Genomic DNA, 20199 nt, shown 5'->3' with positions numbered 1-20199 from the left:
TGTTTAAACATGGATGTCAATGTGTTCGTCAACAGGGAGATGGGTTCACTCGTCACGATCAACGGTGCTGACGCGTTCTTGGGGCCGTGGGAGCATCGTGCGTTCGTACCGGCACCGTTGCCTGCCGCAGCACCTGTTCTCACCGGACGGGCGTACCTTGCGGTGGCGGATGCGCGTGCTTCTCTGGCTGCGCTGGACAGTACCGCAAGACAGTTGCCAAACCCTCAGTTGCTCCGGTATCCCACGCTTCAGCGCGAAGCGCAGAGCACCTCGGCGCTTGAGGGTACGTATGCGCCTCTCGAGGCGGTGCTGACCGCAGATGAAGATAGCCCGCGCACTCCAGAGCTCGTAGAGGTTCTGAACTACGTCCAGATGGCCAACCTCGGCTTCAGGGAGGTGCTCGAGGGGCGTCCGATATCACTGTCGTTTTTGAGCTCGTTGCAGGGAATCTTGATGAGGAAGACTGACCTTGAAGCCGAGTCGGGGTGCATACGCGACACGCAGGTTGTCATCGGACGGCGCGAGAATGCCGAAATCGGTGGTTTCCCCGTGCATGCCGCGCGGTTTATTCCGTCGCCTCCGGGAATGGCTCTCGAAGCGAATCTTCGGGACTTGGCCGATTGGATGCGGGCGGATCATCGTGGCGTAATCGATCCCGTCGTGGTCGCAGCCATGGCTCACTATCAGTTCGAGACCTTGCACCCTTTCCGTGACGGCAATGGGCGTCTCGGCAGGTTCCTGATCGTGCTTCAGCTGCTTCATGACGGCGTACTCTCCGAACCGACCCTTACCGTTTCGCCATGGTTCGAGGCGCGCCGCTCGGAGTATTATGACCGGCTACTGGCCGTGAGCACTGATGGTGACTGGGACAGTTTTGTGACGTTCTTCGCGCGAGGTCTCCAGGCGGCCGCTGACCAGACGCACCGTCAGATGAAGGCGCTCGTCGAGGTTCAAGCCGAACTGAAAGATCAGATTCGAGCATCCAACCTGCGCGCTGATTCCGCTCATGCTCTGGTTGATCTCGCCGTTGCGAATCCGACGTTCACTGTCAGTCGCGCCGCTTCGATCTTGGATCTGTCATATCAGCGTGTGAATCGGTTGGTCGCGCAGCTTGTTGATCTGGGAGTCCTACGACAGTTGCCGGACAATGGCCGCGGCCGTCGGTTCTTCTCGGGGCGGGTGCTGCAGGCACTCACTGCTGATGATTCTCATTGAATCGGACTAACCGGACGCAGGCAGCGGCATCGGTGAAGGCGAAAGGATCTGCTTCAGTAGCCCCTTCACGTTTCGGGCGAGCGGAGCGTGCGTTGCCGCGAGGCGCGTGTAGAAGGCGAAGATCATCGCGGGCGTTATGTCCGAAACGAGCGCCTCGCCGAACGCGGGGAGGAGGTGCCGGCGGAGCATACGTAGGTGCTCTGCGTGGGTTCCGCGGGCCTTCAGGTGGTCAGGAAGCTTCAGTTCTTCGAAGATCAGCCATTCGGTGACGACCATCTCAAACGAGACCGGGCAAGGCGCTGCGGGAGGAGTCGCTACGACAGCGATGAGGTCGGGGAGCCTGAGCTTGAGCTTGCGGTCCACGCCAATCTTCGTGCTGGCGCGGGCCGTTGCTTCACGCCGCGTGCCGTCGATCGTTCGATAGCTCACGCGACCGACGTAGGAACCCTTGTCGGCTTTGATTGCGATCTCGCCCCAGGACCCTGGAGCCATCTTTGGTCTTCCCATGGTGATACCTGCGACTTCTACGCAACGGATGACCAGTCGTGCCTGTCAAGGCTTTCCATCCAGAGCCGGAGCACCTCGCGCGAGTACCGCAGGTGCTTCCCGAACTTCATCGGCCTTGGACCGATCTCTTTCAAGTTCCACTGGTACAGGGTGCTCACCGGAATCTGCGCCCACTCGGACAGCTCCTTGATGGTGAGGAGGTCCGGGAGATCATCGAGATTCCTGCCTGCGATGCGGCCGGCAGGGGTGTCATTGTGTGCGCTCATGGTCTCCACATGCGCGGCGGGACACCGGACTGCGGATCACAATCACTCTGGATACTCCTCGTTGCTTGCCGCTGGGCGTGGTCGCAACGTGTCGTAAGTCGTGAGTAAGTTGTGAGTCGCTAAAATCGAAGCCTCTGAAATCACAAAAACCCCTGGTTGACCAGGGGTTTTCGTGGACCTGAGGGGATTCGAACCCCTGACCCCCTGCATGCCATGCAGGTGCGCTACCAACTGCGCCACAGGCCCTTACACTGCCTCGAGTACCTCGTGGCAACTTGAAAAGAGTACTACACGAGTCCGGGCGAGCACCAATCGGCAGGTGTCGCCCGGGCGTGCCGCCCCTAGGCTGGGCGCATGACGAGCATCAGCGCCATCCGCCCCGAGGATCACAGCGAATGGGCGGACCTCTGGGACGCCTATCTGCGCTTCTACGAGTCGGAGCTCGCACCCGAGGTGACGGATGAGACGTTCCGCCGCATCACGGTCGGTGACGGCATCCACGGCGCCATCGCCCGCGACGCCGACGGTCGCGCGATCGGATTCGTGCACTGGCTGACGCATGCCTCCACGTGGAGTGCGACCGCGTACTGCTATCTCGAAGACCTCTTCGTCGACCCGGAGAGCCGCGGAGGCGGCACGGGAAGCGCGCTGATCGCCCACGTGCGCCAGTGGGCCGAAGGTGCCGGATGCGACAAGGTGTACTGGCTCACGCAGGAGACGAACACGACTGCTCGGCACCTCTACGACCAGGTGGCGTCGCACACCGGGTTCACGCACTACGAGATCGAACTCTGAACACATCGCCGGTGAGGGTCCGCGGAACAACGGTCGCGCCGCAGGTGTTGACCCCTAGGTGAGCAGCATCCTCGACAGCGTCGTGATCGGCGCAGGGCAAGCCGGCCTCTCCTCGTCGTTCCATCTGCAACGGCTCGGCATCTCGCATGTCGTCCTCGACGCCGACAGCCGGCCCGGGGGCGCCTGGCAGCACCGGTGGGACGCCCTCACCATGCGAGACGTCCACGGCGTCGCCGAACTGCCGGGAGACACGCCGCCGCCGCGCGACGGTGAGCGGGCGAATCGCGCCGTGCCGGCGTACTTCGCCGCGTACGAGAACGCGAACCGACTGCCTGTGGTGCGCCCGGTGGCGGTCGAGCGCGTCGACGATGAGGAGGGCGTTCTCGTCGTTCGCTCGTCAGAGGGGGAGTGGCGCACCCGCACCCTCGTCAACGCGACCGGCACCTGGACCCACCCGTTCCTCCCGCACTATCCGGGCATGGAGACCTTCATCGGCGAGCAGATGCACACCGTCGACTACCCCGGCCCGGAGCACTTCATCGGCAAGCGCGTGCTGGTCGTGGGCGGCGGAGCGTCGGCCGTGCAATTCCTGGGCGCACTGGCACCGGTCACCGACGTCGTCTGGGCCACACGGCGCGAGCCCGTCTGGCGCCACGACGACTTCAGCCCGGAGGCGGGCGCTGCTGCCGTCGCCTTGGTCGAACAGCGCGTCGCCCAGGGGCTCCCGCCACAGAGCGTCGTGAGCGTGACGGGCCTGATGCTGCGCCCGCAGGAGCGTGAGGCGGAGCGGCTCGGCGTCTACGAAGCCCGTCGCCCGATGTTCGCACGCATCGAGCCGGATGGTGTGCGCTGGGCGGACGGCACCTTCGAGCACGTCGATGCGATCCTGTGGGCCACCGGATTCCGCCCGGCCATCGGTCACCTCGCTCCTCTGCATCTGCGCAGCGCCGCAGGAGGCATCCAGCTCGACAGGAACGGGCGGGGGACGACAGCGGTCGCGGACCCGCGGATCCAGCTCGTCGGATACGGCCCGTCCGCGAGCACGATCGGCGCCAACCGCGCCGGACGATCGGCAGCCAAGGGCGTGCACCGTGCGCTCGCGACATCGACGATCGCCGCAGCTGCCGTCGTGACGGATCGCGTCTGATCCGACCCGCCGGGACGCGTTCGTCGGTGCGCCTCGCTACGCTGAGTGGATGCTCCGCATCGTGTTCACGATCATCTGGCTGGCGCTCTCGGCCTGGCTCGTCATCTGGGTCGGCGAGGGGCTTTTCGGGGTCGACCAGCGGCAGTCCATCCTCCCGTTCTCCGGCGAGGACACACTGGGCGGTCCCATCCTGATCGGCGTCGCCTGGGGCCTCCTCCTGACCTTCGGCGGCCTGCTGTCGGGCCTCGGGCGGCACAAGACGGTGCGCGGGGAATCGCACATCGGCGTCGGGCGCATCGTCGAGGTGTCCCGCACAGGGCTCACGGTCAACGACGTTCCTCAGTACGACCTGTTCATCCGCGTGACGCCGCGTACCGAGCAGGACTTCATCGCGCAGCTGCGCATGCTCGTCGAACCGACCGACCTCAGCGCTCTCCAGGTCGGGTTGCCGCTGCCCGTCCGCTACAGCCTCACGGATCAGGACACGGTGGAGGTGGCCGACCTGAACGATCCCGTCGTCGCCGAGGCGCTCATGGCCTGGCGCATCGAGCGCGGCCTCATCGACCCGCGGCTGGTCAAGGCCCGGACCACGGGCATCCAAGTGCCGGCGTCCGTGCTCGAGGTGCGGCCGACAGGCCAGCGTCGCGAAGGGCAGAGCGAACTCGCGCTGCGTGTGCTGATGGCTCCGGAGGGAGCAGCGACCTGGGAGGCCGACACGACGGTGTTCGTGTACCCGCAGGCCATCTCCCGTCTCCAGGTGGGGTCGCCCATCTACGCGTTCTACCGACGCGAGGACCCTCAGACCGTGGCGATCACGATCGAGAAGGAGGCGGCGCGATGAATCCTCTCGACACGTTCTTCTGGTTGCTCAACTTCCCCGCGTCGCACGGGTACGCGATGGTGTTCATCGCCGGGTTCTCGATCCTCGGACTGTTCGCCATGTCGGTCCGCGGTGCGGCGGCCGGCGGAGAGCTGCGGCAGATCCGTGACCGTGAGGGACTCCTGCGCCCCGATCAGCGTGCACGTGGTGATCTGGGCGGTCGCATCCTGCGCATCGTTTTCCGCGTGCTGGGGTTCGTGATGCTCGGCTCGCTGGTGATCGGGATCCTGAGCCTGACGGGCGTTCCGGTGACGCGCGCGTACATCCACGACAACGGACGCCCGACCACCGCAACGTTGGACGGCGACTGGGTGACTTTCACGACGGCCGACGGCGTGGAGTACACGCTCGAGAGCAATTTCTTCACGCCGGCGGTGTACCCCGACCGCGACACGTACTTCCCCTCGGGGGAGCCGGTCGTCGTACGCTACCTTCCTGCGCATCCGCAGGCCTTCGTGATCGACAGCTCGCAGACGCCCCGCTGAGATCCAGCCGGGCAGACAGAGGAGGAAACATGTCCCGCATCATCGTCTTCGGCGGCCACGGCCGCATCGCCCTGCTGCTCGCGCCGCTTCTCGTCGCGCGCGGCGACGAGGTGACGGCTGTCATCCGGAACCCCGCGCATATCGACGACGTCGAAGCGGGCGGTGCGCACGCGCTCGTCGCCGACGTCGAGCAGATGGATGTCGACGCGATCGCCGACGCGATCCGCGGGCACGATGCGGTCGTCTGGTCGGCAGGCGCGGGCGGCGGAGCGCCCGAACGAACCTACGCGGTCGACCGCGACGCCGCCATCCGGTCGATGGACGCGACCGACCGGGCCGGTGTGCGGCGCTACGTGATGGTGTCGTGGCTCGGTTCGACCGCCGACCACGGCGTGCCTCCCGAGGACTCGTTCTTCGCGTATGCCGATGCCAAGTGGGCCGCGGACGAGCACCTCAGGGGCACGGACCTCGAGGGAACGATCCTCGCCCCGGGCACGCTGACGTTCGATGACGCGAGCGGACGCATCCAGATCGATCCGGACGGTCGTGGGGCCGTCGCTCGCGCCGACGTCGCCGCCGTGGTCGCCGCGGCATTGCAGGAGCCGTGCACGATCGGGCGCACCCTGCGCTTCGGCAACGGCAACGGCACCGCGGAGTCGGCGGTTCCCATCGCGGACGCACTCGCTTGCTGACGGCTCGCTGAGGACGACAGCGCATGCGCGGAAGACGATGGGGATGGGTGGGAGCGCTGGTCATCGGCGCCCTCGCCGCCGGTCTGCTTCCGACGAGCGCCGGAGGAACGACCGAGGTGCCTGCGGCTGCGGCGCCCGCCGGGTCGGATGCCGTCAGTGGACCCGCTGCGCGCGCCGCCACGCTGGTGTCTGAGATGAGCACCGCCGAGCAGGCGGCGAGCATCGTGATGGGGCATATCGGCGGAACGAATGCCGCGGCATTGCGTGACTACATGACAGGCGGACTCGGCGGGTTCATCCTCATGGGGGCGAACATCCCGCCATCCGAGGGCGAGCTGCGGAAATTGACGGCGGCTCTGACGGTGGATCCACTGCGTCCGCCGTTGATCGCGGTCGATCAGGAGGGCGGGATCGTGTCGCGGCTGAATGCTGACGGGTATGCGGCATCGACGGCGCTGAAGTCGGAGCCTGCGTCGAAGACGGCGGATGCCTTCGCCGCCCGCGGATCGTTGGTCGCCCGCGCGGGGATCACGGTGAACTTCGGCACGGTCGCCGACGTCACCTCCGACACGCGCTCCTTCATCTACGGCCGTGCGCTCGGTACGGAGCCGGCGAGCGCGGGGGAGCGCGTGGCGGCGGCGACCACCGCGCAGGAGCAGTTCGTGGCCTCGACACTCAAGCACTTCCCCGGTCACGGAGCCGCTCCGGGGGACTCCCACCATGCGATCCCGTCCACCGGGACGAGCCTCGCTGAGTGGCGGTCCTCCGACGCGGTGCCCTTCATCGACGGCATCGACGCGGGCGCATCGGTACTGATGTTCGGACACCTCGCCTACACCGCGGTCGACTCGGCGCCCGCCTCGCTGTCGGCGACGTGGCATCGGATCGCGCGCGAAGACCTGGGGTTCGAGGGGGTCATGGTGACCGATGACCTCGGGATGCTCGTCGCCTCCGGCATCCCGACCTACGCAGATCCGATCGCCAATGCGGTGACGGCGGTGGCCGCGGGCAACGACCTCGTGTTGATGATCGCGGGCTCCACCCGGGAGACGGCCGGGCAGATGGCGGCGGCGATCGCCGCAGCCGTCGATGCGGGCACGCTTCCGGCAGATCGACTCGCCGATGCGGCGACACGCGTCATGACGCTGCGACTGGAGCAGTCCGCCTCGACCTCGGCGTGGACGGTGTGCGACGACTGCACTCCGGCGGGCTGACGTCGGGATCCGCTCGGATCGTCAGGCGGCGACAGGGGTCATCGTCCCGAGCCATGCGTCGAGCAGCGCGACGCGCAGAGCCGTGCCGCGTTCGGCGAAGACCCGTTGCCGGCGCACGTACTCTGCCTTGCCCTCGGCCGTCTCGATCGCGACGGGACGCACACCCCACGCTGCGAGGTCGTAGGGGGCCGCCTCCATGTCGAGCAGGCGGATGTCCCGTGCGAGCTCGAACGCATCGAGCAGCAGGTCGCCGGGAATCAGGGGGCCGAGCTTGGTCGCCCACTTGTACAGATCCATCCCCGCATGCAGGCAGCCCGGCTGCTCGAACAGCGGCTGGTCCTCGCGCGAGAGGGGCGTGCGGTTGAGGGGCACGGCCTCCGGGGTGAAGAAGCGGAAGGCGTCGAAATGGGTGCACCGCAGGTCGTGGTTCTCGACCACCGCATCCGTCCCCGCCTTGCCCAGGCGCAGCGGCACCGCATGACGGTGCTCATCGGCGCGGTACACCATCGCCCACTCGTGCAGGCCGAAGCAACCGAACTGTCCCGGGCGCGAGGCAGGACGCCGCAGCATCCGCTCCACGAGCGCTGCGAGGTCGGCTTTCTCGGTCGCGAAGGCCGAGGGATCGGGCGCGACGCCATCGTCGGTCGTGGGGGCATACCAGCGCCAGCCCGCACGCTCGGGTGCGCGCTGCAGTTCGATACCGGCGCCGGGGTGCCAACGTCGCAGCTGTGCCGGCTTGTAGCTGTAGTACGAGAAGAGGAAATCCCAGACCGGATGCTTCTCGCCGCGCTGTGCCCGCTCACGGTGGTCGGCGGTGAGCGCGTCGGCTCGTTCCTGATGCGCGCGCTCGCGCGCCAGCCACTCGACACGGGTCAGAGACATGTCAGTGCAGGATGCCGACATCGCCGAGTCGATCGCGCAGCCCCGCACCGTCTTCTGCGCTCACCCAGGGCACGGTGTCCTCCGCGTGGTCCTCGCGTTCGGTGCGACCACCCGCGAGCACCGCCTCGGCGGGCAGTAGACGTCGGATGGCGACGCCTGCGACCGATTCGGGATGCTCCTCCATGAACTGCGTATAGATCGACTCGTCGTGCTGTCCGTCGTCGCCGATCAGCAGCCACTTCACGTCGGGGAACTCTGCGGCCAGGCGGCGCAGGTTCGTGAGCTTGTGCTCGCGGCCGCTGCGGAACCACCGATCGTGCGTGGGGCCCCAGTCGGTGAGCAGCATGGAGCCCGCGGGGAAGAGGTGCCGGCCGAGGAAACGCCAGAGCGTGGGCGCGACGTTCCACGCCCCGGTGGAGAGGTAGACCATCGGGGCACCGGGGTGCTGGCGCAACAGCTGATCGAGCAGCACGGCCATGCCCGGTACCGGGATGCGGGCATGCTCGTCCAGTACGAAGGAGTTCCAGAAGGCGATGAAAGGTCGGGGGAGCGCTGTCACCATGACCGTGTCGTCGACGTCGGAGACCACACCGAAGTCGATCGTGTCGGCGACGATGAACGCGCGCGCCTCGACGGGATCCTGGCCCTCGACCGAGATCGTGAAGGTCTGCCATCCGGGCTCGAGGTCGGCCTCGATGCGGGTGTCGACCACGCCGCCGCGGTCAGCCACGACGTGATGCGTCGTCTCACCGATGTGCACGTCGACGGCGGCGAAACTCACGGGGATTCCGACGAAGCTCCGCCAACCGCGCACGCTCGCCAGTTCGCCGTCCTTCGTGCGCCGCTGCGGCGGGACGATCAGGACGCGCCCGACGACACGCACCCAGCCGGGACCGCCATAACCGGGGAAGGGGACGATGGTCGCGGTGCGGCCTCGACGGCGCGCTCGACCCTCACGCCACACATGGAGGCGGTGTTCGAGACGGGCGAACCAGTGGATTCGGGGCGCCGAGGGTGCGGAAGCCATTGCTTCAGTCTTTCACGTCACTCTCGGGTTGCGCGTCCGGTGCGTCGAGATGTCTCGACTCGAGCCGCGTCAGAAGCTTCTTGCCCAGGAAGACGAGCACCAGGAACAGCGCGATCACGCCGACGAAGATGTACCCCGCGAAGTGCACGCGATCCACCAGTTCGCGGAATCCTCCGGCGGCGAGCGACGTCACCGAGACGTAGGCCGTCGCCCAGAGCAGGCAGGCGGGAGCGGTCCAGGCGAGGAAGCGCCGGTAGGAGTAGCCGCTCATCCCGACGGTGAGGGGGACGAGCGAGTGCAGCACCGGGAGGAAGCGGGAGAGGAAGATCGCGACGCCGCCGCGTCGTTCGAGATAGCGTTCCGCGCGGATCCAGTTGTGTTCGCCGATGCGGCGACCGAGCCACGAATGACGGATCCGGGGTCCCAGCCAGCGCCCGAGCACGAAGCCGATGCTCTCGCCGATGAGCGCGCCGATGACGACGGCGATCACCATCGCCACGCCTTCGAGCGGGCTGGCGACTCCCATGGACGCGATGATCACGATCGTGTCGCCCGGGACGATGAGTCCGATCAGCACGCTCGTCTCGAGCAGCACGGCGATACCGGCGATGACGGTGCGGGTGACCGGGTCGATGGACTGCACGAAGTCGAACATCCAGAGCAGAAGGTCATCCACCCCATGAGGATACGGGAGGCGGACAGTCCTAGTCTGTAAACGTGCCTGTCCGTCTGAGCGCCCGCCTGCTCCCCGCTTGGGTCGATCCCGTCGAAGTGTTCCGGTGGCTCGAAGGCCGTGAGCCCGACGTGTTCTGGTTGGATGCCGGCACCGATCCGCGGTCCGGCTGGAGTTTCGTGGGGCGAGGGGACGTCGCATCACAACCTGTCGATGTACGGATCGACGCACCGATGCCGAATCCCTCGCTCCCGCCCTTCGGCGGCGGATGGGTCGGGTGGTGCGACTACGAGACCGGTGCTCGCGCGGCCGGTGCTCCGGTCGCGGGACCGGGCGATGCGGGGAAGTCCTGGCTCCGGGCGGATCGCGTCGTCGCGTTCGATCATTCCTCCGGCCGGGCGTGGGCGCTCGCAGACGACGACGGAGTGGACGCCTGGGCATCGGCGATCGCACGGATCGGCACCACTGCGACGAGCCCCGTCGAGGTGCCGGCCGTTCGCCCCGCGGCGCCCGCGGTCGCCCGGCATGAACCCGACGAGTACGCCGGACTCATCGCGCAGTGCCGCGAACTCATCCGAGCGGGAACGGCCTACCAGCTGTGCCTCACCACCCGGTTCACCGTCCCCGGCGTCCACGACCCTGTCTCGGTGTACCTGCGCCTGCGCACGGCGACTCCGGCACACCACGGCGGGTTCATCCGCATCGGTGCGAGAGCGCTGCTGAGCGCGAGCCCGGAGCAGTTCCTCCACGCCGAGTCCGGGACCATCCGTACCCGTCCCATCAAGGGCACGCGTCCGCGCAGCGCGGATCCGCAGCGCGATGTCGAGCTCGCCGCCGAGCTCGCCGCGAACACCAAGGAACGCGCCGAGAACGTGATGATCGTCGATCTCATGCGCAACGATCTTTCACGAGTGTGCGTGCCAGGGTCGATCCGGGTGGAGGGTCTCTGGACGGTCGAGAGCTATCCCGCCGTGCACCAGCTGGTCAGTACGGTGAGCGGCACGGCGGCGTCGGGAACGACCCTCGGAGATCTCCTCGCGGCGACGTTCCCCGCGGGAAGTATGACCGGAGCCCCGAAGCTCTCGGCGATGACGCGCCTGCACGCCCTGGAGGGCGGCCCTCGTGGTGTGTACGCCGGATGTTTCGGCTACGTCGGCGTCGACGGCACAGTCGATCTGGCGATGGTGATCCGCAGCATCGTGATCGAGCCGGGCGAGGCGTTCGTCGGAGCCGGGGGCGGGATCACCTGGGGTTCGGAGCCCGCCGCGGAGGTCGCCGAGGTCGCGACCAAGGCGCGCGCGCCGCTCGCAGCGCTCGGCGCCGTCCTGCCGGTGCACTGGGCTTCCGATATCCTGAACTGATCCCGTTTTTCTTCCAGATTGGTCGTGTGTTCGTTGTCTGAGAACCTGTCCACCGCTCCCGCCGAGGACGAGTCTCCGTCGGCGCACGCCATCCAGGCCAAATGGCAGAAGTACTGGGCAGAGAACGAGACCTTCGTCACGGGTGGCGACGACGACACGCGCCCGCGGCGCTACGTGCTCGCGATGTTCCCCTACCCGTCCGGTGACCTGCACATGGGGCACGCGGAGAACTACCTCTACTCCGACATCGTCGCGCGCTTCTGGCGTCACCGCGGTCACAACGTCCTGAACCCGATCGGCTGGGACTCGTTCGGTCTGCCGGCGGAGAACGCCGCTATCCGCCGCGGCGCCGACCCGCGGGAGTGGACCTACTCCAACATCGCGCAGCAGAAGGAGGGCTTCCAGGCCTACGGTGTGTCCTTCGACTGGACTCGTGTGCTGCACACGTCCGACCCCGAGTACTACCGCTGGAACCAGTGGCTGTTCCTGAAGCTGCACGAGCGCGGCCTGGCCTATCGCAAGAAGAGCCCGGTCAACTGGTGCCCGAACGACCAGACGGTGCTCGCGAACGAGCAGGTCGTCGACGGCCGGTGCGAGCGCTGCGGCGCCGAGGTCATCAAGAAGAAGCTCACGCAGTGGTACTTCCGCATCACGGATTACGCCGACCGTCTGCTCGACGACCTGAACCAGCTGGAAGGCTTCTGGCCGCACAAGGTGCTGCAGATGCAGCGCAACTGGATCGGTCGCTCGATCGGCGCCGACGTCGACTTCCGCATCGAGGGCCGCGATGAGCCCGTCACGGTGTTCTCGACGCGCCCCGACACGCTGCACGGCGCGACCTTCTTCGTCGTCGCTCCCGACTCCGATCTGGCATCCGAGCTGGCCGCGGATGCTCCCGCCGAAGTCCGGCAGCGATTCCAGGACTATCTGGCGCAGGTGCAGAAGGAGACCGACATCGATCGGCAGTCCACGGACCGTCCGAAGACCGGAATCTTCCTGGAGCGCTACGCGATCAACCCCGTCAACGGCGAGAAGCTGCCCGTCTGGGCGGCCGACTACGTGCTGGCCGACTACGGTCATGGCGCGGTCATGGCCGTGCCCGCGCACGATCAGCGCGACCTCGACTTCGCCCGTGCGTTCGACCTGCCGGTCAAGGTCGTCGTGGACACGACGGCGCCGATCACCGGCGCGATGCCCGTCATCGAGGTCGATGACGACGGCGTGCCGATCGACACCGGCGCGGCGCTCGAGGAGCAGAGCCCGGCATCCACCGGTATCGCTCTGACCGGTGAGGGCCGGATGATCAACTCCGGCGCCCTCAACGGGCTCTCCAAGCGCAATGCGATCGCCCGCGCGATCGAGCAGTTGGAGGCTCTGGGCACCGGTCGTGCCGCGAAGAACTACCGTCTGCGCGACTGGCTGATCTCGCGGCAGCGATTCTGGGGCACACCCATCCCGATGCTGCACACCGAAGACGGGGAGATCATCCCCGTGCCCGAGGACCAGCTTCCGGTCGCGCTGCCGAGCATCGACGGCCTGGATCTGTCGCCGAAGGGCACGTCGCCCTTGGGCGGGGCGGAGAGCTGGGTGCGCACGGTCGACCCGGCGACCGGCGATCCGGTGCTGCGCGACCCCGACACCATGGACACCTTCGTGGACAGCTCGTGGTACTTCCTGCGTTTCCTCTCCCCGAACAGCGACACCGTCGCCTTCGACCCGGCCCAGGCCGATCGGTGGGCTCCGGTGGATTCGTACATCGGCGGCGTCGAGCACGCCATCCTGCACCTGCTGTACGCGCGCTTCATCACCAAGGTGCTGTTCGACATGGGGTTGATCGACTTCACCGAGCCGTTCTCCAACCTCATCAACCAGGGCATGGTCATCCTCAACGGCACCAAGATGTCGAAGAGCAAGGGCAACCTGGTGCTGTTCCAGGACGAGCTCGATGCGCACGGCGCCGACGCGCTGCGCGTGGGGCTGGCGTTCGCCGGTCCCGTGGAAGACGATAAAGACTGGGCCGACGTCTCCACGACCGGCGCCCAGAAGTTCCTGGCGCGCGCGATGCGCGTGGCGAGCGAGGTCAGCAGCCCGGTCGACGTGGTCTTCGACGGCGGAGACGCGGCACTGCGTCGCGCGACGCACAAGTTGCTGTCAGAAGCGCCCGCGCTGGTGGAGCAGACCAAGTTCAACGTGCTAGTCGCGCGTCTGATGGAACTCGTCAACATCACGCGCAAGACGATCGACGGTGCTGCCGGCGCCGCTGATCCCGCGGTGCGCGAGGCTGCAGAGACCATCGCCGTGATGCTCGACCTGGTCGCTCCGCACACCGCGGAGGAGATGTGGGAGATCCTCGGGCATGAGCCGTCGGTCGGACTCGTCACCTGGCGTTCCGCGAATCCTGCGCTGCTCGTCGAAGACACCATCACCGCCGTCGTCCAGGTCGGAGGCAAGGTGCGCGCACAGCTGGAGGTGTCCGCCCGCATCGGCGAGGCGGAGCTCGAAGCTCTCGCGATGGCTGATGAGCGTGTGATCCGGTCGATAGGCGACCGCGAGATCGTCAAGGTCATCGTCCGCGCGCCGAAGATCGTCAGCATCGCCGTCAAGGGCTGATCCGGCTGATCGCCTTCCTCCGTGCAGAGGAGGGCGATCAGGCAGGCGTCAACGCTGCCAGCAGGGCAGGTGGCGCAGCGAGCCCGCGAAGGTCTGGGGCGACGACTCGACGGCATCCGTCCAACTCCACGGTGAACGCGCGAGCTGATTCACCGCTCGTGAGCTGCAGATGCACCGTCACCAGCCGGGTGGCGGTCTCGCCGCAGGATGCTGCGGCTGTCGCGGTGCGCGCTGCGGCGACCAACGCTCGCGCGTCGTCGATCCCGAGCTCGCGCACGCCGACGAACGCGGCTGCGTCGTCGGGGAACATCACTGATGACGACGTGTCGGCGGTCGAGCGGTAGTCGCAGATTCGTGCTCCCGAGACGGCCGACGTCTCCGGCCAACCCGGCATTTCGAACGGGATGAGCATATCGTCGCCGAGAGTCTGCTGCTCCGAGTCGGGGCGTGCGGGGATGCCCGCGTCGATGTCATCAGCGCCCGCGAGCACGAGGAACGTGGCGAGCGTGTCGCAGCCCGCGTTCCGCGCCGCCGTCGATTCGATGAGGCCACCGCCCTGGAAGGTCTCCTCGACCGTGGTCAATGCATCGAGGGCGGCATCCAGGCCGACAGACTTGGGGGCAGCGCACCCGTCTGTCGGAATGTCGACGCGCACGACGGTTCCGTCCGTGCCTTCGATCCACAGCTCGGGAATCAGATAGCCGATCGCCGGACACGGGCCAGGCGACAGCGGGTCGCTCGGCACGGCAAGGGCGCTGAGCACCGGTTCCAGGTCTCCCTCCAGTCGTTCGAGGGTGACTCCTGACCAGGTGCCGTCCTCATCGTCCCGAGACGCATACGGATCGCATCGCAGGACCGCGACCGCCTCGAATCCGTCGGGAACCAGTCCGCTGACGATGTCGTCGTCGTAGACCGCCGGGCAGCTCACGGCGGCAATGGGTTCTGCAGGCACACGAGGGTCGGGGCCGATTCCCGGCAGAGCCCCGCACCCGGTGAGAGCCAGAGCGGTGACCAGCATCGCGATCGCCGTCGTCTTGCGCATCGGTGGGCACCTCCTGATTCGACGCTAGCCGCGCGAGAGTGAGGGCGGGCAACGGGCGGATAACGATCAGAAGGCGGAGGGAGTGACTCCCTCTGCACACTCCGAGCTTTCGCGGACGTATCCACCGGCGTCGGCCGAGGGCGGCCTGAACCTCTCTCCGGGCGCCTAGCGTGGCGGGATGCCCACCTCCCACGAGCCACCCGAGCCCGGGCTGAGCGGACGACCGCGACGGCTGCGCCTGAGCGTGGGGGCGGCGGTGGTGCTGGGCCTCGTGGTGCTTTCTGCTGCGGTGGGGATGGGCATCCTTCGCGGTCAGGCGGCGCCGCAGGAGACAGTGGCTCTGCCCGACGCATCGGCGTCGTCGGCCCCGTCCGGGGAGCTCTTCGTCCACGTTCTCGGCGCGGTCGAGCGCCCCGGCCTCTATGTGCTCGACCTCGACGCCCGACTCGTCGATGCCGTGGCGGCTGCGGGTGGCACGACGGACGACGCGGACCTCGCCGCCGTGAACCTCGCGCGTGTGCTCGCGGACGGCGAGCAGGTGGTCGTGCCGGTGGTGGGGGCGAGTGCGGATCCGGCGAATCCACAGTCCGGCACGGGCGATGGCCGCATCGATCTGAACACGGCGGACCAGGCGGCGCTGGAGACGCTGCCGCGCATCGGCCCGGCGCTCGCGGAACGCATCATCGCCTGGCGGGAGGACAACGGTCGTTTCCAGTCCGTCGACGATCTGCTGGCCGTGCCGGGCATCGGCGAGAAGCTGCTCGAGGCGATCCGGGAGGGGGCGCGGGTGTGACCTGCTGTTGCTCGCCGGGCCGTGGGTGCACGATCGCCGCGTAGCCTGGGGCCATGACGCTCACGAAAGCCCGCACCGCAGTCGAGGTCGTCGATTGGCGACGTCGCGTGTTCGCCCTCTACGACGCTGTGCGCCGGGAGGAGTCTCCTGAGGACGCGCATGAACTGTGGCGGATCGAACGAGACGACCTGATGCTCCATCACCCCGCCACGGCACTGTCCGCCGAGGATCGCGCCTCCTTCTCGGGGTTGCCGATCGCCCCCTACGACGCGAGCTGGCGCTTCGAGCTGCCGATCCTCGCTGCGGAGGCCGCCTCGTTCGATTTCGCCACCGGCACCGATGGCGTCGTGCCCTTCGAGCGGATCGGACGGGTCGAGGTCCCCGACGTCGGATCGCTCGACGTGTGGCGCCTCGCCTCGTACGGCGGCGGGCTCTTCATCCCGCTGCGCGACGCTCTCGCGGGGGCTCCCGGCGGCACCTACGGCGGTGGTCGCTATCTGATCGACACCGTCAAGGGGGCTGATCTCGGCTCCGATGCCGAAGCGGGCACCATCGTGCTCGACTTCAACTTCGCGTACAACCCCTCGTGCGCCTACGACCCCGCTTGGGCCTGCCCGCTTGCGCCTCCCGGCAATGTGCTCGCGGTTCCCGTCCCCGTCGGGGAGCTGTACGACGGCACGCACGACTGAGACGCGCTTCCGGCGATCGCCCCCTGCTCCCAGGGGATCGTTGATCGAGCACGACACGTGACGACTATCCTCTGAGCCATGCGCGAAGCTCTCGTTCAGGCCGTTGCTGCCGTCATGTTCATCGTGGTGGGAGTGAACATGCTGTTCTCGATGCAGCCGGTGTGGTGGTCGATTGCAAGTCTCGTCCTCGTTTTCGCCGGAGCCGGCACTTTCGTCATCCGGGCGATCGCGGAATTCCGGAAGGCGCGAGCGACGCAGAGTGTCGCACGGCCTCTCGACGGGCCGGTGGGCTGACCACCTTTGTGGGATTCTTGGAGCCGTGACATCAATGATTGCCGGGTACCATCTGATTCTCGCGAGTTCCGTAGGCAACCGGGACGGCATGGGTCTAGAACTTCACCGAGATACTGGGGAGTGTATTGCGGAAGTTTTTGAGGATGATGCCACAGGAACGCGCACTGTGACGTTATTCGAGAGCGATGTCCCCCTCGATGCGCTCGAATGGTTGTTGGAGCGCGCTCGAACGCGTTTGTAGAGAAAGGGAGTCTCCCTTGATCGCATGGTCTTCAATCAGACATCCCAAATGACGAAGGCATCCGATACTTTGGTCGGCGTTCCGTCCCGTTCGAGCGACGCAGAATGTCGCACGGCCTCTCGACGGGCCGGTGGACTGACCACCTGACGGCCTGCACAAGAGGTGGTTGTGCGAGGTTATCCACCGGCGCTGTGATCTTCGGACGGTGACGTGGTGGGACACGCTTAGCGTCGCGGGATGGATGCGATGCAGGCGGGTGCGGCGGGGTGAGCGGGCAGGATCTGCGGCTTCTGCCGGTGGCGCTCGGCGCGTGGGCGGCGGCGCTGCTGTGCGTGTTTCTTCCATCGGCGGTCGGGGTTGTGGTGTCGGTGGCTGTCGCTGCGATCGGGGCGGCGCTCGTGCTGGCGCTGTGGCGGTGGCGGCGCGGGGTCGCCGCAGGGCATGGCGGCGGGCTCGTTCTCGTGGTGTTGACGGTGGTGATCGCCGTCGCGTTCTCGGTCGGGTCGGCGATGACCTCGCGGGAGCGGGCGGGGGAGTCGGGTGGCCGGGTCGTCGAGGTGGTCGGGGGCGTGACGTCGTCGGCGTCGATGGGGCAGGACGGGAGGTTGTGGGTCGAGGTTCAGACGGTGAGCGTCGGGGTTCGGGGTGAGCCGGTACGCGTGGTCGCGCCGGTGCGGGTCGGCGTGGAGCCGGCTGAGGGGGTCGACCTCGGCGCCGTGATCCGTGTGGTCGGCGAGACGAAGAAGACGGATGCCGGCGAGCGGGCCGTGCTCGTCGTGTTCGCGAGTGAGGCCGAGGTGGTTCGGCCGGCCGAGGGGGTGTTCGGTGTGGCGGCCGCGGCCCGAGGAGCGTTCATCGATCGCGCGACGACGCTTCCCGAACCCGGAGCCGGCCTGCTGCCGGGCCTCGCGGTCGGTGATACTCGGGCGGTGTCGACCGAGCTGAACGACGACATGCGCACCACGGCCCTCAGCCACCTGACCGCCGTGTCCGGTGCGAACTGTGCGATCGTGGTCGGTGCGGTGTTCTGGCTCGCGGCTCTCTGCGGGTGCGGACGAGGAGCGCGCGTCATTCTCGCCGCCCTCGCGCTGGCCGGGTTCGTGATCCTCGTCACCCCGGAGTCCAGCGTCATCCGGGCCGCGGTGATGTCGGGCATCGCGATGCTGACGGTGCTGATCGGCCGACCGCGTGCGGGTGCCGGGATGCTCTCACTCGGCGTCACCGGCATCCTGCTGGTCGATCCCTGGTTGGCGGCGACTCCGGGCTTCGCGCTGTCGGTCGCAGCATCGGCAGCGCTCATCCTGTTGGCGCCTCCACTGGCACGAGGCCTGTCGCGGATCCTGCCTGCCCCGCTCGCCCTGGCCATCGCCGTGCCCGTGTCGTCGCAGCTCGCGTGCGGGCCGATCATCGCCCTGTTCGCCGAGCAGCAGTCGCTGATCGGCGTCGTCGCGAATCTGCTCGCCGCACCTGCCGCCCCGATCGCGACCGTGATCGGAATGCTCGCCTGTCTGGCGGCACCGTTCCCCGGGCTCGCCGACGTGCTCGCGGCGTCGGCCTGGCTGCCCGCGGCCTGGATCGCGACCACGGCGACGACCGCGGCCCAGCTGCCGCTCGCGCAGATACTCGTGCCGCCTGGCATCACGAGCGCACTGCTGGTGGCGGGGATCAGCGCGGCACTGGGCGTGGTAATCGTGAGAGCGCCCCTCCGCCCGGACTCCTCGCGACGCTGGACGACCCGGTGGAAGACCCTGCTGCGCGGGGCGTCTGCTGCGGTTCTGATCGTCACCATCGCGGTCGGCGCGGCGCAGATACTGTTGGACGGCCCTCTGGCGACGGCGCGCACGCCCGACGGCTGGGCGATCGCCGCCTGCGACGTCGGGCAGGGCGATGCGCTGGTCGTGCGTTCCGAGGAGGCGACGGCTCTGATCGACACGGGCCCGGAACCGGAAGCGCTCCGCGACTGTCTCCGCTCTCTCGGGATCGATCGGATCGATCTCCTCGTGCTCACCCACTTCGACCTCGACCACGTCGGCGGGGTCGACGCCGTACAGGGACGAGTGGATGCGGTGCTGCATGGCCCGTCGAGTGCTCCCGCAGATCAGCGAATGCTCGACCGCCTCGGTGCCGGGGGTGCAGAGCTCCGTGCTGCGACGGCGGGACTCCACGGCGTGCTCGGTTCCGCGCCGTGGCGGGTGCTCTGGCCCCTGCGAAACTCCGTCGCCTTCCCTGAGGGTAACGACGCGAGCGTGGTCATGGAGTTCGACGGAGGCGAGGTTCCGCGCTCACTCTTCCTCGGCGATCTGTCTGCCGCATCTCAGCGGATGCTGCAGCGCACCGCACGGATCGCCGGTCCCTATGCGGTGGTGAAGGTCGCGCACCACGGCAGCGCCGACCAGGATCCGGTTCTCTACGAATCGCTGCACGCGACGGTCGCGATCTTCAGCGCGGGTGTCGACAACGACTACGGGCACCCGCGGGAGGAGACCCTCGATCTGCTGTCATCGACGGGCGCGTACCTGCTGCGCACCGATCGGCAGGGACGCGTGCTGATCGGCTCGGCGAACGACGAACTGCAGGTGTGGACAGAGTCGGGCGTCGGTACCCCCGGGTAGTTCGGGAGCATGGCAGCTCCGCGTACCTCATCCCGTGGCGGGGCGAAGGCGACCAAGGTTCCGCAGGTCTCGTGGCGAGAGCCGCGCCTTCTCGGACTCATAGACGGCTAAGGAACGCGTGAGGTCCGCGCGGAAGGACGAAGGCAGCGTTGTCGCAGAAGTTATTGCCGAAGGCGCTGGTGAGTACACAGGGGTATCCAGCCGCACTCTTGGAACTCTGGTAGTCAAGTAGCGTGACTAGTCCGATTCAGCCGATCATGGCTGCCGTAACGACCGTCGCGGTAGCCATGATCGTTCTCACCTCCTGCACACCTTCCCACTCTTCGTACCTCGCGATGGGGGGGGCGACGAGGGAACGCTCTGCGTACCCGCGAGCAGCAACGAGAGCATGGTGGTCGGTGAGACGGTGCAAGCAGAGGCCGACATCTCGATCGAGTCGATCGAGCTCGTTGGACTCGAGGGACTCAAGGCTCTCGACGAAGCATCCGTCATCTCGTTGGACGACGGTGTCACAGCGATCGGAGCGCAACCTCTCAGGGATCTTGAGGCTGATGCCGGCGGGCCGTGGAGTGCAAGAATCCCGGCGGACTCGGCGCAACTCAAGTCAGGGACGCATTACTCGGTGACTGTGGTGGTGGAGCTTGAGGGAACCGTCGGTCAGGCAGACGGGATGAATGTTACCTACCGAACAGAGAACGGCGAAGTTCACAGCGCTGAGGGAACGACAAGCTATCGGCTCGCCCCAAGCTGCTGACAGCAGCGGGGCGTCGTGCT

The 20199-nt window shown here is 67.5% G+C and carries 20 protein-coding genes and 1 tRNA gene; 14 read left to right on the top strand and 7 right to left on the bottom strand.

The genetic code is table 11. The annotated features are described in order from the left end of the window. Positions 1-9: 9 nt before the first annotated feature. Entirely contained in the window at positions 10-1215 is a 1206-nt protein-coding gene (locus P0Y60_12090) for a Fic family protein (protein WEK60075.1), read from the top strand. 6 nt (positions 1216-1221) lie between these two features. Here P0Y60_12090 and P0Y60_12085 read toward each other — a convergent pair whose 3' ends face one another. The 3 genes from P0Y60_12085 to P0Y60_12075 all read right to left on the bottom strand — a co-directional run bounded on the left by P0Y60_12085 (position 1222) and on the right by P0Y60_12075 (position 2234). Next, complete coding sequence (locus P0Y60_12085; GenBank protein ID WEK60074.1) at positions 1222-1707, bottom strand: hypothetical protein; 486 nt, start codon at positions 1705-1707, stop codon at positions 1222-1224. Between the two features lie 32 nt (positions 1708-1739). Beyond that, positions 1740-1988 carry a helix-turn-helix domain-containing protein gene (locus P0Y60_12080; GenBank protein ID WEK60073.1) on the bottom strand — a complete coding sequence of 83 codons (249 nt, stop codon included), beginning with the start codon at positions 1986-1988 and terminating at the stop codon, positions 1740-1742. Between the two features lie 173 nt (positions 1989-2161). After that, positions 2162-2234, bottom strand: a tRNA-Ala gene (locus P0Y60_12075). Between the two features lie 108 nt (positions 2235-2342). Here P0Y60_12075 and P0Y60_12070 point away from each other — a divergent pair. Genes P0Y60_12070 through P0Y60_12045 form a run of 6 tightly spaced genes read left to right on the top strand, consistent with a single transcriptional unit; the run spans position 2343 to position 7201 of the window. Continuing rightward, the gene (locus P0Y60_12070; GenBank protein WEK60072.1) at positions 2343-2783 is read left to right on the top strand and encodes a GNAT family N-acetyltransferase; all 441 of its coding nucleotides are present in this window, start codon (positions 2343-2345) and stop codon (positions 2781-2783) included. 58 nt (positions 2784-2841) lie between these two features. Next, positions 2842-3930, top strand: a complete 1089-nt coding sequence (locus P0Y60_12065; protein WEK60071.1) for an NAD(P)/FAD-dependent oxidoreductase — start codon at positions 2842-2844, stop codon at positions 3928-3930. A 49-nt stretch (positions 3931-3979) separates the two neighbouring features. Next, positions 3980-4771, top strand: a complete 792-nt coding sequence (locus P0Y60_12060; protein ID WEK60070.1) for a hypothetical protein — start codon at positions 3980-3982, stop codon at positions 4769-4771. After that, entirely contained in the window at positions 4768-5295 is a 528-nt protein-coding gene (locus tag P0Y60_12055) for a hypothetical protein (GenBank protein WEK60069.1), read from the top strand. The genes P0Y60_12060 and P0Y60_12055 overlap by 4 nt, the downstream gene beginning before the upstream one ends. 29 nt (positions 5296-5324) lie before the next feature. Continuing rightward, positions 5325-5987 carry an NAD(P)H-binding protein gene (locus tag P0Y60_12050; GenBank protein WEK60068.1) on the top strand — a complete coding sequence of 221 codons (663 nt, stop codon included), beginning with the start codon at positions 5325-5327 and terminating at the stop codon, positions 5985-5987. Positions 5988-6010: 23 nt separating this feature from the next. Beyond that, positions 6011-7201 (top strand): glycoside hydrolase family 3 N-terminal domain-containing protein, encoded by a 1191-nt coding sequence (locus P0Y60_12045; protein ID WEK60067.1) that lies wholly within the window; start codon positions 6011-6013, stop codon positions 7199-7201. A gap of 21 nt (positions 7202-7222) precedes the next feature. Here P0Y60_12045 and P0Y60_12040 read toward each other — a convergent pair whose 3' ends face one another. The 3 genes from P0Y60_12040 to P0Y60_12030 are packed head-to-tail and all read right to left on the bottom strand — an operon-like array spanning position 7223 to position 9786. Next, positions 7223-8083 carry a 3-methyladenine DNA glycosylase gene (locus tag P0Y60_12040; GenBank protein ID WEK60066.1) on the bottom strand — a complete coding sequence of 287 codons (861 nt, stop codon included), beginning with the start codon at positions 8081-8083 and terminating at the stop codon, positions 7223-7225. Between the two features lies 1 nt (position 8084). Then, positions 8085-9110, bottom strand: coding sequence for a DUF2183 domain-containing protein (locus tag P0Y60_12035; protein ID WEK60065.1), 1026 nt, complete (start codon positions 9108-9110; stop codon positions 8085-8087). Positions 9111-9114: 4 nt separating this feature from the next. After that, complete coding sequence (locus P0Y60_12030) at positions 9115-9786, bottom strand: DedA family protein (GenBank protein ID WEK60064.1); 672 nt, start codon at positions 9784-9786, stop codon at positions 9115-9117. Positions 9787-9827: 41 nt separating this feature from the next. Between P0Y60_12030 and P0Y60_12025 the strand changes: the two genes are divergently transcribed. Continuing rightward, positions 9828-11144, top strand: coding sequence for a chorismate-binding protein (locus P0Y60_12025; protein WEK60063.1), 1317 nt, complete (start codon positions 9828-9830; stop codon positions 11142-11144). Between the two features lie 33 nt (positions 11145-11177). Next, complete coding sequence (leuS, locus tag P0Y60_12020) at positions 11178-13754, top strand: leucine--tRNA ligase (GenBank protein ID WEK60062.1); 2577 nt, start codon at positions 11178-11180, stop codon at positions 13752-13754. Positions 13755-13791: 37 nt separating this feature from the next. Here leuS and P0Y60_12015 read toward each other — a convergent pair whose 3' ends face one another. After that, entirely contained in the window at positions 13792-14796 is a 1005-nt protein-coding gene (locus P0Y60_12015) for a hypothetical protein (protein WEK60061.1), read from the bottom strand. 178 nt (positions 14797-14974) lie between these two features. Between P0Y60_12015 and P0Y60_12010 the strand changes: the two genes are divergently transcribed. The 5 genes from P0Y60_12010 to P0Y60_11990 all read left to right on the top strand — a co-directional run bounded on the left by P0Y60_12010 (position 14975) and on the right by P0Y60_11990 (position 20179). After that, a complete protein-coding gene (locus tag P0Y60_12010; GenBank protein ID WEK60060.1) occupies positions 14975-15589 on the top strand; it encodes a ComEA family DNA-binding protein in 615 nt (204 codons plus the stop codon). A 53-nt stretch (positions 15590-15642) separates the two neighbouring features. Continuing rightward, positions 15643-16278, top strand: coding sequence for a DUF1684 domain-containing protein (locus tag P0Y60_12005; protein WEK60059.1), 636 nt, complete (start codon positions 15643-15645; stop codon positions 16276-16278). Between the two features lie 78 nt (positions 16279-16356). After that, positions 16357-16572 carry a hypothetical protein gene (locus tag P0Y60_12000; protein WEK60058.1) on the top strand — a complete coding sequence of 72 codons (216 nt, stop codon included), beginning with the start codon at positions 16357-16359 and terminating at the stop codon, positions 16570-16572. Positions 16573-17079: 507 nt separating this feature from the next. Further along, the gene (locus tag P0Y60_11995) at positions 17080-19425 is read left to right on the top strand and encodes a ComEC/Rec2 family competence protein (protein WEK60057.1); all 2346 of its coding nucleotides are present in this window, start codon (positions 17080-17082) and stop codon (positions 19423-19425) included. A gap of 388 nt (positions 19426-19813) precedes the next feature. Beyond that, complete coding sequence (locus tag P0Y60_11990; protein WEK60056.1) at positions 19814-20179, top strand: hypothetical protein; 366 nt, start codon at positions 19814-19816, stop codon at positions 20177-20179. Positions 20180-20199 lie beyond the last annotated feature (20 nt).

It is taken from the genome of Candidatus Microbacterium colombiense, from assembly GCA_029203165.1.
GTDB lineage: Bacteria > Actinomycetota > Actinomycetes > Actinomycetales > Microbacteriaceae > Microbacterium > Microbacterium colombiense.
The sequence above is the reverse complement of the archived record's forward strand: the minus strand, read 5'-3'. Positions and strand labels throughout refer to the sequence as shown.